10 protein-coding genes, 1 tRNA gene and 2 rRNA genes (1 of these 13 cut by a window edge) are annotated in these 14232 nt (G+C 59.5%); 8 read left to right on the top strand and 5 right to left on the bottom strand.

The window, feature by feature from the left end:
• Positions 1 to 111: 111 nt before the first annotated feature.
• The 5 genes from coaBC to pgi all read left to right on the top strand — a co-directional run bounded on the left by coaBC (position 112) and on the right by pgi (position 5517).
• Positions 112 to 1314, top strand: coding sequence for a bifunctional phosphopantothenoylcysteine decarboxylase/phosphopantothenate--cysteine ligase CoaBC (gene coaBC / locus I6L46_RS17510; RefSeq protein WP_021231534.1), 1203 nt, complete (start codon positions 112 to 114; stop codon positions 1312 to 1314).
• A gap of 80 nt (positions 1315 to 1394) precedes the next feature.
• Positions 1395 to 1853 (top strand): dUTP diphosphatase, encoded by a 459-nt coding sequence (gene dut, locus I6L46_RS17505; RefSeq protein WP_005339498.1) that lies wholly within the window; start codon positions 1395 to 1397, stop codon positions 1851 to 1853.
• Between the two features lie 68 nt (positions 1854 to 1921).
• Positions 1922 to 2518 (top strand): nucleoid occlusion factor SlmA, encoded by a 597-nt coding sequence (gene slmA / locus I6L46_RS17500; RefSeq protein ID WP_005339495.1) that lies wholly within the window; start codon positions 1922 to 1924, stop codon positions 2516 to 2518.
• A gap of 165 nt (positions 2519 to 2683) precedes the next feature.
• Complete coding sequence (locus tag I6L46_RS17495) at positions 2684 to 3520, top strand: mechanosensitive ion channel domain-containing protein (protein ID WP_005339493.1); 837 nt, start codon at positions 2684 to 2686, stop codon at positions 3518 to 3520.
• Between the two features lie 347 nt (positions 3521 to 3867).
• A complete protein-coding gene (gene pgi, locus I6L46_RS17490; protein ID WP_005339491.1) occupies positions 3868 to 5517 on the top strand; it encodes a glucose-6-phosphate isomerase in 1650 nt (549 codons plus the stop codon).
• 156 nt (positions 5518 to 5673) lie between these two features.
• On the opposite strand, the gene ilvC is transcribed toward pgi, so the two are convergent.
• Positions 5674 to 7155, bottom strand: coding sequence for a ketol-acid reductoisomerase (gene ilvC / locus I6L46_RS17485; RefSeq protein ID WP_216976531.1), 1482 nt, complete (start codon positions 7153 to 7155; stop codon positions 5674 to 5676).
• A 221-nt stretch (positions 7156 to 7376) separates the two neighbouring features.
• On the opposite strand from ilvC, the gene ilvY reads away from it, so the two are divergent.
• Positions 7377 to 8270 carry an HTH-type transcriptional activator IlvY gene (gene ilvY, locus I6L46_RS17480; protein WP_043851854.1) on the top strand — a complete coding sequence of 298 codons (894 nt, stop codon included), beginning with the start codon at positions 7377 to 7379 and terminating at the stop codon, positions 8268 to 8270.
• Here ilvY and I6L46_RS17475 read toward each other — a convergent pair.
• Positions 8259 to 9119, bottom strand: coding sequence for a transporter substrate-binding domain-containing protein (locus I6L46_RS17475; RefSeq protein WP_216976529.1), 861 nt, complete (start codon positions 9117 to 9119; stop codon positions 8259 to 8261). The genes ilvY and I6L46_RS17475 overlap by 12 nt on opposite strands.
• Positions 9120 to 9311: 192 nt before the next feature.
• On the opposite strand from I6L46_RS17475, the gene I6L46_RS17470 reads away from it, so the two are divergent.
• Both I6L46_RS17470 and I6L46_RS17465 read left to right on the top strand, forming a co-directional pair.
• Positions 9312 to 9503 (top strand): hypothetical protein, encoded by a 192-nt coding sequence (locus I6L46_RS17470; protein ID WP_005339486.1) that lies wholly within the window; start codon positions 9312 to 9314, stop codon positions 9501 to 9503.
• A gap of 73 nt (positions 9504 to 9576) precedes the next feature.
• Positions 9577 to 12159, top strand: a complete 2583-nt coding sequence (locus I6L46_RS17465; protein WP_216976527.1) for a bifunctional acetate--CoA ligase family protein/GNAT family N-acetyltransferase — start codon at positions 9577 to 9579, stop codon at positions 12157 to 12159.
• A 264-nt stretch (positions 12160 to 12423) separates the two neighbouring features.
• On the opposite strand, the gene I6L46_RS17460 is transcribed toward I6L46_RS17465, so the two are convergent.
• From I6L46_RS17460 to I6L46_RS17450, 3 genes are all read right to left on the bottom strand, one after another.
• A tRNA-Asp gene (locus tag I6L46_RS17460) sits at positions 12424 to 12500 on the bottom strand.
• A 97-nt stretch (positions 12501 to 12597) separates the two neighbouring features.
• Positions 12598 to 12712, bottom strand: a 5S ribosomal RNA gene (rrf, locus tag I6L46_RS17455).
• A gap of 78 nt (positions 12713 to 12790) precedes the next feature.
• Positions 12791 to 14232: ribosomal RNA gene (locus tag I6L46_RS17450) — 23S ribosomal RNA — on the bottom strand; it runs 1447 nt beyond the window's last position.

Raw genomic sequence — 14232 nt, 5'->3', positions numbered from 1 at the left:
CAAAAAATTGCGCGCGCCCGACCACACCCCTTGATGCCAACCCCTGTCGTCATCCATTGCCTGTGGTATCTTAGCCGACCAGTCAGAATGAGCCGGATAGAGAAACAGCAGATGAGATTGGCCGATAAACGCATCCTGTTGGGTGTCAGCGGCGGGATCGCCGCCTACAAGAGTGCCGAGCTGGTACGCCGCCTGAAAGATCAGGGCGCCGAAGTGCGGGTGGTGATGACCCGCTCCGCCAAGGAGTTCATCACCCCGCTGACCCTGCAGGCGGTCTCCGGTCATCCGGTGGCCTACAGCCTGCTGGATCCCTCCGCCGAAGCGGGCATGGGCCATATCGAGCTGGCCAAGTGGGCCGATCTGGTACTGATCGCCCCCGCCAGCGCCAACCTGATGGCGCGGATGGCTGCAGGCATGGCTGACGAACTGCTCACCACCCTCTGTCTGGCCACTCCGGCGCCCATCGCGCTGGCACCTGCCATGAACCAGCAGATGTATCTCAACGCTGCGACCCAGGCCAACCTCAAGACCCTGGCCAGCCGCGGCATTCTGCTGTGGGGGCCGGATGCAGGAAGCCAGGCCTGTGGCGATGTGGGCCCGGGCCGGATGCTGGATCCCCTCGAACTGGTGGAGCGCTGCTGCCAGCAGCTGGCCGCCGAACCCTTGCTGGCAGGCGTCAAGCTGCTGCTCACCGCAGGGCCAACCCGCGAGGCGCTCGATCCGGTGCGCTACATCAGCAACCACAGCTCCGGCAAGATGGGCTACGCCATCGCCCGCGCCGCCCGTGAAGCGGGCGCCGAAGTGACGCTGGTGAGTGGGCCGGTGACGCTGGCTACACCTGCTGGAGTCACCCGCATCGATGTCGAGAGCGCCGAGCAGATGCATCAGGCGGTGATGAGCCGGGTGGGCGAGTGCGACCTCTTCATCGGCTGCGCGGCGGTAGCCGACTATCGTCCTGAGCAGGTCGCCAGCCAGAAGATCAAGAAAACCGGCGACAACGACCAGATGGTGGTGAAGCTGGTGAAAAACCCCGACATCATCGCGGCCGTCGGCGCCCTTTCAGACAAACCCTTCACCGTCGGATTTGCCGCCGAAACCGTGGATGTGGAACAATACGCCCTCGACAAGTTGCAGCGTAAGCGGCTGGACATGATCGCCGCCAACGATGTGTCCCGCGAGGGGCAAGGCTTCAACGCCGATGACAACGCCCTGACCGTGTTCTGGCAAGGGGGCCAGGCCCCGCTGCCGCTGGCCGACAAGCTGACGCTGGCCCGTCACCTGATCGCCCTGATTGCGCGCCACTACCGGCACTGAGCGTCCCGAAAGAACAAGACTCACGGCGCCCCGCCTGCCAAGAGGGACGCCAATACAAGATCCAACTGAAAAAGCGATTCATGACTACACAAATTGAACTGAAGATTCTGGATGCCCGTATCGGTACCGAGTACCCGCTGCCCGCCTACGCCACACCGGGCTCTGCTGGCATGGATCTGCGCGCACTGCTGGATGCGCCGCTGACTCTGGCTCCGGGTGATACCACCCTGGTGCCGACCGGTCTGGCCATCCACATCCAGGATCCGGGTCTGTGTGCCACCATCCTGCCCCGCTCCGGCCTCGGCCATAAGCACGGCATCGTGCTGGGCAACCTGGTCGGTCTCATCGATTCCGACTATCAGGGTCAGCTGATGGTCTCGGTCTGGAACCGCGGCAAGGATGAGTTCACCATGCAACCCGGCGAGCGCATCGCCCAGCTGGTGATCATGCCGGTAGTTCAGGCCAGCTTCCAACTGGTCGATGAGTTCAACCAGAGCGAACGGGGTGAAGGCGGTTTTGGTTCTTCTGGTCGCCAATAACAGACCACACCAGCCCGATAGGCGGTGCCTAATAACAGAATCAAGCCATTGTTTTTTTAGGGGAATCCATGGCAAGCAGTAATCAGAAACAGAGTCGGCGCGATCAGATCCTGCAGGCGCTCGCCCATATGCTGGAAACCAGTCCGGGTCAGCGCATCACCACGGCCCGTCTGGCGGCCGAGGTCGGCGTCTCTGAAGCAGCCCTCTATCGACACTTTCCAAGCAAGGCGCGGATGTTCGAGGGGCTGATCGACTTTATCGAGGATTCCCTGCTGTCACGGGTCAATCTGATCATGGCGGAAGAGAAGGACACCATGGCGCGCTGCCACCATATCCTGCAGCTGCTGCTGGTGTTCGCCGAGCGCAATCCCGGCATCACCCGCATCCTCAACGGCGATGCCCTGCTGGGTGAGCACGATCGGCTGCGGGATCGCATCAGCATCCTGTTCGACAAGCTGGAGACCCAGATCAAACAGGTGCTGCGCGAGAAGCGGCTGCGTGAAGGTCAGGGCTTCCAGCTCGACGAGACCATGCTGGCCAATCTGCTGCTGGCCTACACCGAAGGCCGCATCAGCCAGTTCGTGCGCTCCGAGTTCAAGCTCAAGCCGACCGCCGGTTTCGAAGATCAGTGGCAATTTATCCGCAGCCAGCTGCTGCAGAGCTGATGATTTTTTCGCATCATTCAGCAAAAAGAAGGGAGGCTTTGGCCTCCCTTCTTTTTTGTGTCAGGTTTTTATGGCAGAAAAGAAGTACCAGATGCGACCCGTACTGTCGCGCTGCGGTGTTAGATTTATCCACCATAAACCTTTTAGAACCTGACAGGACATCCTATGGAACCCGAAATCATTACCGAAGCGCAGACCTGGCTGGTCAATAATCAGGGACTGCTGATCGAATACGGCGTCAATATCGCCGCCGCCCTGCTGACCCTGCTGGTCGGCTATATCGCCGCCAACCTCATCAGCGGTGGCGTGGTCAAGGTGATGCAGGCCCGCAAGCTGGACACCACAGTCACCCACTTCGTCGGCAGCATCCTCAAATACGCTATTCTGGTGTTCGTGGTGATAGCCGCGCTGGGCCGTGTCGGCGTGCAGACAGCCTCCTTCGTCGCCATTATCGGTGCCGCCGGTCTGGCCATCGGTCTGGCGCTGCAAGGCTCGCTCTCCAACTTCGCTGCCGGCTTCCTGCTGATCATCTTCCGCCCCATCAAGGCGGGCGAGTTCATCGAAGTGGCGGGCACCGCGGGTGTGGTGCAGTCCGTTCAGCTCTTTACCACCACCCTCACCTCCGGTGACAACAAGATGGTGGTAGTCCCGAACTCCGCCATCCTCAACGGCACCATCGTCAACTACTCGCGTATGGATACCCGCCGCGTCGATATGACCTTTGGCATCGGCTACGGCTCTGACCTGCGCAAGGCCAAACAGATCCTCGAGCGTCTGGTAAGCGAAGAGCCGCGCATCCTGAAAGATCCGGCCGCTACCATCGCCGTTGCCGCGCTGGCCGACTCCTCGGTCAATATCGTGGTGCGCCCCTGGGTGAAAACCGCTGACTACTGGGGTGTCTGGTTCGACTTCCACGAGAAGGTGAAACTGACCTTTGATGCCGAAGGCATCGAGATCCCCTTCCCGCAGATGGTGATGCACATGCAAAAACCGCAGGCGTGATCGCGGTTCTGCTGCAACAGACAATGCCAGCCTTCGGGCTGGCATTGTCGTTTCTGGCCCCAGCCCATGGCCATGTCGGTGCATAACCACGCCAACCGGATGAAAACAATTTCAGGCCATCGGGGTGGCTCCAATCATGAGCAAGCGCAAGATCCGCCTTGCTTTCGTGACACATAATCCCAATGTTCTGGTTGTATGCTCCCGGCAGTGACCCATTGCGGTAAAAGACAATCGGTAAAAATCTGTTACACGGGCCGCCCGATCGGCTCGCTATAATGCTCGGATAATAAGGTTTGGCGGGACCTTGCCTGCAAGGTTCAAACACAACTTGGCATTTCAGGAATCCTATGAAAAATATCAATCCAACCCAAACCCAGGCCTGGCAGGCACTGGAAGCCCACTTTGCAGCAAACAAAGAGACCCGACTCAAGGATCTGTTCGCGCAGGACCCGAAGCGCTTTGACAAGTTTTCCCTCACCTTCGGCGGCGACATCCTGGTTGATTACTCGAAGAACCTGATCACCGAAGAAACCCTCAAGTTGCTGGTTGATCTGGCCAAAGAGACCGATCTTCGCAGCGCGATCGATGCCATGTTCAATGGCGACAAGATCAACATGACCGAAGGCCGCTCCGTACTGCACGTGGCCCTGCGCAACCGCTCCGACCGCCCCATCGAGTGCGACGGCAAGGACGTGATGCCAGAAGTGAACGCCGTACTGGCCAAGATGAAAGGCTTCTGCGAGAAAATCATCTCCGGCGAGTGGAAAGGCTACACCGGTAAAGCGATCCAGCACGTGGTCAATATCGGTATCGGTGGCTCAGATCTGGGCCCGGTAATGATCACCGAGGCACTGCGTCCCTACAAAAACCACCTGCAGATGCACTTCGTCTCCAACGTCGATGGCACCCACATCGCTGAGACCCTGAAGAAGATCGATCCGGAAACCACCCTGTTCCTGGTGGCCTCCAAGACCTTCACCACCCAGGAGACCATGACCAACGCCCTGACCGCCCGCGACTGGTTCATCAACATCGCCGGTGACAAGGCCCACGTTGCCAAGCACTTCGCCGCGCTCTCCACCAACGGCAAGGCTGTGGCCGAGTTCGGCATCGACACCAACAACATGTTCGAGTTCTGGGACTGGGTTGGCGGCCGCTACTCCTCCTGGTCTGCCATCGGCATGCCCATCGCCCTCTCTGTCGGTTTCGAGAACTTCGAAGCCCTGCTGCAAGGCGCCTTCGAGATGGACATGCACTTCGCCACTGCCTCCTACGAGCAGAACGTGCCGGTACTGCTGGCGCTGATCGGCCTGTGGTACAACAACTTCTACGGTGCCGAGTCCGAAGCTATTCTGCCGTATGATCAGTACATGCACCGCTTCCCTGCCTACTTCCAGCAAGGCAACATGGAATCCAACGGCAAGTACGTGGATCGCAACGGCAAGCCGGTTGACTACCAAACCGGCCCCATCATCTGGGGTGAGCCGGGCACCAACGGCCAGCACGCCTTCTACCAGCTGATCCATCAGGGCACCAAGCTGATCCCCTGCGACTTCCTGGCGCCAGCCATCAGCCACAACCCGATCGGTGACCACCATCCGAAACTGCTGGCCAACTTCTTCGCCCAGACCGAGGCACTGGCCTTCGGCAAGAGCAAGGAAGAGGTTGAAGCCGAGTTCCTGGCAGCTGGCAAAACCCTGGAGCAGGTCAAGGATCTGGTGCCGTTCAAGGTGTTCGAAGGCAACCGCCCGACCAACTCCATCCTGTTCAAGAGCCTGACCCCGAAAACCCTGGGTGCCCTGATCGCCATGTACGAGCACAAGATCTTCGTACAGGGCGCAATCTGGAACATCTTCAGCTTCGACCAGTGGGGCGTGGAGCTGGGCAAACAGCTGGCCAACAAGATTCTACCGGAGCTGGGCAACAACGAGGCTGTCACCAGCCACGACTGCTCCACCAACGGTCTGATCAACACCTGGAAAGCGTGGAAAGCCTGATTTATCGGGCCTTTCTGAATGCAAAAGCCCCGCTCGATGAGCGGGGCTTTTTTATGACTGTCGGGCTGATTTTTCTGGCTGGCCGGTCGGGTGTCCAGTCCGACCGGCGACGGGGATCGTCATCCCCGCCCCTTCATCATCCAGCCCGATGCGGGCTTAACCGCCAACGGAGATGCGTTTCATGTCCTTCATGTAACCGCGCAGTACCTGGCCGATTTTTTCGATCGGGTGGTTGCGGGTCGCCTCATTTGCCGCCAGCAGCGCCAGGTTATCCACGCTCTGCCCTTCCGCCTTGCTGGCACCCAGATCGCCCGCTTTCAGGGTCGGCATGAAGTGCTCGCGCAGCAACGGCACGGCTGCGTTGGCGAACAGGTAGTTACCGTACTCGGCGGTATCGGAGATGACCACGTTCATCTCGTACAGACGCTTGCGGGCAACGGTGTTGGCGATCAGCGGCAACTCGTGCAGGGATTCGTAGTAGGCGGACTCCTCGTAGATACCGGAAGCCACCATGGTCTCGAACGCCAGCTCGACACCCGCCTTGACCATGGCCACCATCACCACGCCATTGTCGAAGTACTCCTGCTCGGCAATCTTGCCTGCAAACGCCGGGGCGTTTTCGAAGGCCGATTTACCGGTCTCTTCGCGCCAGCCGAACAGCTTGGCATCGTCTTCGGCCCAGTCGGCCATCATGCCGCGAGAGAACTCACCGGCAATGATGTCGTCCATATGCTTCTCGAACAGCGGGCGCATCAGGGTCTTGAGCTGCTCGGAGAGCTCGAAGGCGCGCAGCTTGGCAGGGTTGGAGAGGCGGTCCATCATCAGGCTGATACCACCCTGTTTCAGGGCTTCGGTGATGGTCTCCCAGCCGAACTGGATCAGCTTGCCGGCGTAGGCCGGGTCTGTGCCTTCGGCAACCAGCTTGTCGTAGCAGAGCAGGGAACCGGCCTGCAGCATGCCGCAGAGGATGGTCTGCTCGCCCATCAGGTCGGATTTCACTTCCGCCACGAAGGAGGATTCCAGCACCCCGGCACGGTCGCCGCCGGTGGCAGAGGCCCACGCCTTGGCGATGGCCATGCCTTCGCCTTTCGGGTCATTTTCCGGGTGAACGGCGATCAGGGTCGGTACACCAAAGCCACGCTTGTACTCTTCACGCACTTCGGTACCCGGGCACTTGGGCGCAACCATCACGACGGTGATGTCGGAGCGGATCTGCTGACCCTCTTCCACCACGTTGAAGCCGTGGGAGTAGCCCAGCGCGGCGCCCTGCTTCATCAGCGGCATCACGGTTTTCACCACGTCGGAGTGCTGCTTGTCCGGGGTCAGGTTCAGCACCAGATCGGCGGTCGGGATCAGCTCTTCATAGGTACCGACCGCGAAGCCGTTGTCGGTGGCTTTCTGCCATGAGGCGCGCTTCTCGGTGATGGCGGCCTTGCGCAGGGCGTAAGAGATATCCAGCCCGGAGTCACGCATGTTCAGGCCCTGGTTCAGACCCTGGGCACCACAGCCCACAATCACCACCTTCTTGCCCTTCAGCACGTTGCAGCCGTCCGCGAACTCTTCGCGCTGCATGAAACGACACTTGCCCAGTTGGGCCAACTGCTGACGCAGGTTCAAGGTGTTGAAATAGTTAGCCATGGTGATTGCTCCGTTCGATTGATTCCATGCCGGGTAGCGGCGTTGTCTGAACCACTATAGCGCGGGACACTTATTGCCTGAACTGATATATTCGAAACAGTACATTGCAATAATTGAAACGTTAACCCTTCATAATCGCCTGCTGAATGTACCGCGAGATGGCAGAAACAAGCCGCCAACCGCTGGATATCGGGCACACATGCCGCGCCAGGAGCTGAAAGATGGACCTTCGCAATCTCGAGCTGTTTCTCCACCTCGCCGACTCCCTCCACTTCGGCAAGAGCGCCGATGCCATGGCGGTCAGCCCCTCCACCCTCAGTCGCGCGATCCAGCGGCTGGAGCAGGAGACCGGCTGCGTGCTGTTCGAGCGGGACAACCGCTCGGTGCGGCTCACACCTGCCGGCGAGAAACTGCGGGAGTTTGGCGGCGGCCTGTTGCAGGAGTGGCGTCAGCTCAAGCAGGAGCTCAAACGCAGCGATGAACCGCTACAGGGGCGGCTGCGGGTATTCTGCTCGGTCACTGCCAGTTACTTTCTGCTGCCCGAGGTGCTGGAGCGCTTTCGCCGCCGCTACCCCCAGCTGGAGATCAAGCTGGAGACCGGCGACCCGGCGCTGGCGGTGGACAAGATCCTGGCCGACGAGGCAGATCTCGCCATCGCTGCCCGCCCCGATGCCCTGCCCGCCAAGCTGGAGTTCGCCAGCCTGCAGCAGGTGCCGCTGGTCTTTATCGCGCCGCGCAACGCCCCGCAACTGAACCAGTGGTTCCGTCAGGGAGAACCTGATTGGGAGCAGCTGCCAGTCATCCTCTCCGAGCAGGGCTTGGCCCGCAAACGCAGCGATCAGTGGTTTCGCAACAAGGGGATCGCCCCCAACATCTACGCCGAAGTGGCGGGTAACGAGGGGATCGTCGCCATGGTGGCGCTCGGTTGTGGTGTGGGGCTGGTGCCGGCGGCGGTGATCGATCACAGCCCGCTCGGCGACAAAGTGCGGATCATCGACCTCAAGCCCGCCTTCAAGCCATTTGATGTGGGGATCGGGGTGCTCAAGAAGCGACTGGAAGAGCCGCTGATCCGCGCCTTCTGGGATACAGCGCAGAACCAGAACTCACTGCGCTGAGACGGGCTGGTAGATGAGCGTTGGGTCGGCCATCATCTTGCGACTCGACAACGGCAGATCAGGGTTGTTCAGCTCGAGGCGCTGCCGCTGGTCGAGCTGCAAACGGCGGATGGTGCTGCCAAACCCCTCCTCGAAGATCCGGTCAAAATCCCCGGTTTGCCGCGCCCGCTGCAGGCCAAGCTCGATGCGCTGCGCCAGCTCCGGATATTTGGGCGAAACAAAGAAGAGCAGCGCCAGCGGATAGCGAAACACCAGATGGGGCTCGATGGCCAGATCCGGGTGCTGTTTCAGCTCATCCTCGACCTCGATGACGGAGCGCAGGAAGCAATCAAAACGCTTCTTGCGCAACATATTGAACAGCGCTTCGTAGAGGTTGCCCGCTATCACATTGAGGCCGTTGGCCCTCAGCAACTGGGTGTCAGGCCAGGATCTGTGCTGGCCGATGATGAGCCCGGAGCGGCGCCAGTCGGCCAACGAGTGAATGGCGGCAAAGCGCCCCTCATCCCCCTGCCGGATCAGGCAAACCCGCCAGCCGAGCAGCCCCTTGGCCAATGGAATGTGTACCGCCAGCAGATCCCTTTCCCGCTCCTCATCGGGAGCAAACACTCCGACCTGAACCAGCTCGCCGCTGTGCAGCTCTTTCACCGTCCGCCCCTGTTCCATCGGCGGGCTGGAGACCAGCTGGTAGGGGCCATATTCGGGCACGGTGAGATCGAGGGAGAGGCGCAACAACTGGACGACGGCGGGGTTGGGGTGATCCAGCAGCAGATTCCAGGCGCGGATAGGCTGCTCGGTTGCCGATACGCCAACCGTCCACAGTGCCATGCACCACCACCAGACTCTGATCATCCTGTGCACCATCCGTGACTCGTGCTCCTCGCCATACTATAACGCCAGCCAGCGCCTCAACGGCGCCCTCTCTGAAAGATGTGTGAGCGCTCTCGTGTCAAATCTCGTGTCAAAAGTGACAATAGGCAAACCCGGCAGGTCATCGCAGACTGGGCGTTCATCAACAAACGCCAAGGCGCAGGGAGGAGAGCCATGAAACAGCATCTGGTAGAGATCAAGGGTTCAACCCTGTTTGACGAGTATCTGCAAAGCATGGGCGTACCCAGCACGGCGCTCGATCGGGAGCAGGATATCTATCTGCAGGAACGCCACCTGGGAGCCATTCGCCGGGTGCAGGGCGAACTGCGCTTTTATCTGCGTGCCAATGCCCTCAACAAACGGTGATCAGGATCCGGTCACAGAACCCGCAGCAAAGGCGTATTAGACTGGTATCTTCCCCCTTTTGTCGGGAGTGCCCATGAAAGCAAGCGGTCTGGATCGGCTGTTCAAACCCCACTCAATCGCCGTGATCGGCGCCTCGACCGACCCGCTCAAGGCGGGTCATGTCATCGTGCGCCACCTGCTGGCGGGCCAGTTCAAAGGGCCCATCCTCCCTGTCACCCCGCGCAACAAGTCCATCGCCGGCGTGCTGGCCTATCCCGATATTGCCAGCCTGCCGCTGACCCCGGATCTCGCCATCATCTGCACCAGGCGGGAGCGGGTCTTGCCGTTGCTGGAAGCACTCGGCCAGAAGGGCGCAGGGGCGGCCATCATACTGGCCGCCGACTTTCCCCCCGAGGAGCGGCTGGAGCTGAAACGGGTCTGCCAGCAATACGGCATTCGCCTGCTCGGCCCCAACAGCATGGGGATGCTGCTGCCCGGCCAAGGGATCAACGCCAGCTTTTCACCCATTGCCGCCAAGCCGGGACAGGTCGCCTTTCTGTCGCAATCCGCCGCCGTCAGCACCACCATTCTGGATTGGGCCAAGCAGCATGAGCTGGGCTTCTCCGCCTTCATCTCCCTGGGTGATCACTGCGACATCGACTTCGGCCAGCTGCTGGATCAGCTCTCCCGCGACAGCGTCACCCGCGCCATCTTGATCTACATGGACAAGCTGCACGACGCCCGCCACTTTCTCTCGGCGGCGCGGGCAGCCTCGCGCAACAAGCCGATCCTGGTGCTGAAAAGCGGGCGCCACGATCCGGCCCACGGTCTCGACAATGTCTATGATGCCGCCATCCGCCGTGCTGGCATGCTGCGGGTACGGGATACCCACGAACTGTTTGCCGCGGTGGAAACCCTCAGCCACTCCATGACCCTCAAGGGGGAGCGGCTTGCCATCATCTCCAACGGCCGCGGACTGGCCAATATGGCGGTGGATGTGCTGCTGGAGCGTGGCGGCAAGCTGGCTCGCCCGCCGCTCGACATCGGCAGCGATGCCACCATCGCCACCTATCAGGAGGCGTTGGACAGCGTGTTGCAGGAGGATGGTATCGACGCCATCCTGATTATCCACGCACCCTCGCTCACAGCACCGAATGCACCGCTGGCCAGCCATCTTATCGCCCATCTGAAACAGCATCCCAGAGCGCGCCGTTTCAACATCCTCACCAACTGGGCGGGTGAATACTCGGCGCAGGAGGGGCGCAAACTCTTTACCGAAGCGGGCTTCCCGACCTACCGCACACCGGAAAGCGCCATGGCCGCCTTCATGCACATGGTGGAATACCGCCGCAACCAGAAGCAGCTGATGGAAACCCCGGCATCCCTGCATGGCAACCAGCTCAATGGCGAGCTCTGCCAGCAGCTGATCCGCCAAGCACAGGAGCGCAAACAGCTAAGATTGGATACCCATCTGGTACACCCGATTTTGCAAGCCGCCGGTCTCTCGACCCTGCCAACCTGGATCGTTACCGACGCCATTGAGGCGACCCTGACCGCAGAGCAGATCGGCTATCCGGTGGCAGTGAAGCTGCGCTCGCCCGACATCCTGCACAAGTCTGCCGTGCACGGCGTGGTGCTCAATCTGCGCACCTCGGCCGAAGTGGCGCAAGCTGCAGATGCCATTCTGGACAGGGTCAAACAGCATGATCCGGGCGCCCGCATCGAAGGCTTGCTGGTGCAACGCATGGCTCGCCGCAGCGGTGGCCTGGAGCTGCGGGTGCGGATCCAGCAAGACGCCATCTTTGGCCCCGTCATTCTGCTGGGTGAATCTGGTGCGGAACCGCAGGAGATGGTGGCAGCCTTGCCACCGCTCAATCAGGCACTGGCTCGTTACCAGATCATCGGCGCCCTCAAGAGCCGCAAGATCCGTGAACAGGCCACGCCGGAGCGACTGGATATTGATGCTCTCGGTCAGGTGCTCTGCCAACTCTCCGAGCTGCTGCTCGCCTTTCCGGAGATTCAGGAACTGGACCTACACCCACTGCAAGCGTGCGGCGCAGAGATGGTGGTGCTGGATGCCAGCCTCACACTGGCTGACCCCGCCCTCCCGGCCAGCAACCGACTGGCTATCCGCCCCTATCCTACCGAACTGGAGGAGGGTGCCTGGCTTAAAGATCAGCGCCATATCCTGCTGCGCCCGATCCGGCCGGAAGATGAACCGGCTCACGAGCAGTTCGTGCTGCAGGTCTCCGATGAAGACAGGTACAAACGCTTCTTCGCCGATGTAGGCGAACTGGGCCATGAAGAGCTGGCTCGCATGACACAGATCGATTACGACCGAGAGATGGCCTTCGTGGCAGTGGGGCAAGATGGCGAGCTGCAGGATCAGATCCTCGGCGTGGTACGCGCTATCTCGACTCCGGACCTGAGCGATGCCGAGTTTGCCATTCTGGTGCGATCGGACTTGAAAGGGGTGGGCCTCGGCAAACTGATGATGGAGAAGATCATCCGTTACGCCAAAGAGCAGGGGATTGGCCAGCTATCCGGCATGACCATGCCCAGCAATCGTGGCATGGTCAACCTCGCCAAACGGCTTGGCTTCAAGATCGATGTGCAAATGGAAGAGGGGGTGGTCAATATGGAACTTCCCTGCAACCAGCAGGCGGCAGAAGGCTGATTTGACCACCTGCAGGGTCGTTCAAATGGCAGTAAATAACTGATAAGGCTCGGATATAGCCAGAAAATGGCGGGAATAATCGGCTATCTGGCCATTCTTCCGACAGGTAAAAGCCAGACATTGGCGGTTTAACACGCTAAAAACACCAACGCGCGGTCGTGAGAGCGGGCTTTGTGTTGATTCTGGTGTGCAAATATGTGGGCCACTGGGCAAAAACCGCCCATAGCAAAAAGGCCTTCCCATCTGGGAAGGCCTTCAAATTAGTGGCGGAGCGGACGGGACTCGAACCCGCGACCCCCGGCGTGACAGGCCGGTATTCTAACCGACTGAACTACCGCTCCGCATTCGGTTAGCTTTCGCTAAATCTTCTGCTGCATTTTCTGAGGTGTCATCCTCGCAGCCAGTGACGTGATTCTTCACATCGCTGTTTAATTGGGTGCCTGGCAGTGTCCTACTCTCGCATGGCGAATGCCACACTACCATCGGCGCTACCGCGTTTCACTTCTGAGTTCGGCATGGGATCAGGTGGTTCCACGGCGCTATGGCCGCCAGGCAAATTCTTCAATCTGAGAAAGCTGATGTAAGTAGTTTCGTATTCGTTACAAGGCTCGAAACACTTCTTGGGTGTTGTATGGTTAAGCCTCACGGGTAATTAGTATGGGTTAGCTCAACACATCACTGCGCTTACACACCCCACCTATCAACGTTGTGGTCTCCAACGGCCCTTTAGGACCCTCAAGGGGTCAGGGATGACTCATCTCAGGGCTCGCTTCCCGCTTAGATGCTTTCAGCGGTTATCGATTCCGAACTTAGCTACCGGGCAGTGCCACTGGCGTGACAACCCGAACACCAGAGGTTCGTTCACTCCGGTCCTCTCGTACTAGGAGCAACTCCCTTCAATCATCCAACGCCCACGGCAGATAGGGACCGAACTGTCTCACGACGTTCTGAACCCAGCTCGCGTACCACTTTAAATGGCGAACAGCCATACCCTTGGGACCGACTTCAGCCCCAGGATGTGATGAGCCGACATCGAGGTGCCAAACACCGCCGTCGATATGAACTCTTGGGCGGTATCAGCCTGTTATCCCCGGAGTACCTTTTATCCGTTGAGCGATGGCCCTTCCATTCAGAACCACCGGATCACTATGACCTACTTTCGTACCTGCTCGACCTGTCCGTCTCGCAGTTAAGCTGGCTTATGCCATTGCACTAACCTCCTGATGTCCGACCAGGATTAGCCAACCTTCGTGCTCCTCCGTTACTCTTTGGGAGGAGACCGCCCCAGTCAAACTACCCACCAGGCACTGTCCGCGAGCCCGATTCAGGGCCCTGCGTTAGAACATCAAACATACAAGGGTGGTATTTCAAGGACGGCTCCAGCGCAACTGGCGTCACGCCTTCAAAGCCTCCCACCTATCCTACACATGTAGGTTCAATGTTCAGTGCCAAGCTGTAGTAAAGGTTCACGGGGTCTTTCCGTCTAGCCGCGGGTACACCGCATCTTCACGGCGAATTCGATTTCACTGAGTCTCGGGTGGAGACAGCATGGCCATGGTTACACCATTCGTGCAGGTCGGAACTTACCCGACAAGGAATTTCGCTACCTTAGGACCGTTATAGTTACGGCCGCCGTTTACCGGGGCTTCGATCAAGAGCTTCGCTTGCGCTAACCCCATCAATTAACCTTCCGGCACCGGGCAGGTGTCACACCCTATACGTCCACTTTCGTGTTTGCAGAGTGCTGTGTTTTTGATAAACAGTCCCAGCCATCTGGTCACTGCGACTCCCAACTGCTCTATCCGCAAGGGACTTCACTGTCAAGAGCGAACCTTCTCCCGAAGTTACGGTTCTATTTTGCCTAGTTCCTTCACCCGAGTTCTCTCAAGCGCCTTGGTATTCTCTACCCGACCACCTGTGTCGGTTTGGGGTACGATGACTTGTAATCTGAAGCTTAGAGGCTTTTCCTGGAAGCAGGGCATCAATGGCTTCCACACCGTAGTGTGTTCGTCTCGTGTCTCAGTGTTGTGTCTCCGGATTTGCCTAGAAACACCACCTACGCACTTTCACCAG

The sequence above is a fragment of the Aeromonas sp. FDAARGOS 1416 genome (assembly GCF_019048085.1).
GTDB classification, from domain to species: Bacteria; Pseudomonadota; Gammaproteobacteria; order Enterobacterales; family Aeromonadaceae; genus Aeromonas; species Aeromonas veronii.
The sequence above is the reverse complement of the archived record's forward strand: the minus strand, read 5'-3'. Positions and strand labels throughout refer to the sequence as shown.

What these genes read in the sequence shown, in the direction of transcription:
- coaBC (WP_021231534.1), top strand. Translation starts at nt 112, where the DNA reads ATGAGATTGGCCGATAAACGCATCCTGTTGGGTGTCAGCGGCGGGATC.
- dut (WP_005339498.1), top strand. Translation starts at nt 1,395, where the DNA reads ATGACTACACAAATTGAACTGAAGATTCTGGATGCCCGTATCGGTACC.
- slmA (WP_005339495.1), top strand. Translation starts at nt 1,922, where the DNA reads ATGGCAAGCAGTAATCAGAAACAGAGTCGGCGCGATCAGATCCTGCAG.
- I6L46_RS17495 (WP_005339493.1), top strand. Translation starts at nt 2,684, where the DNA reads ATGGAACCCGAAATCATTACCGAAGCGCAGACCTGGCTGGTCAATAAT.
- pgi (WP_005339491.1), top strand. Translation starts at nt 3,868, where the DNA reads ATGAAAAATATCAATCCAACCCAAACCCAGGCCTGGCAGGCACTGGAA.
- ilvC (WP_216976531.1), bottom strand. Translation starts at nt 7,155, where the DNA reads ATGGCTAACTATTTCAACACCTTGAACCTGCGTCAGCAGTTGGCCCAA.
- ilvY (WP_043851854.1), top strand. Translation starts at nt 7,377, where the DNA reads ATGGACCTTCGCAATCTCGAGCTGTTTCTCCACCTCGCCGACTCCCTC.
- I6L46_RS17475 (WP_216976529.1), bottom strand. Translation starts at nt 9,119, where the DNA reads ATGATCAGAGTCTGGTGGTGGTGCATGGCACTGTGGACGGTTGGCGTA.
- I6L46_RS17470 (WP_005339486.1), top strand. Translation starts at nt 9,312, where the DNA reads ATGAAACAGCATCTGGTAGAGATCAAGGGTTCAACCCTGTTTGACGAG.
- I6L46_RS17465 (WP_216976527.1), top strand. Translation starts at nt 9,577, where the DNA reads ATGAAAGCAAGCGGTCTGGATCGGCTGTTCAAACCCCACTCAATCGCC.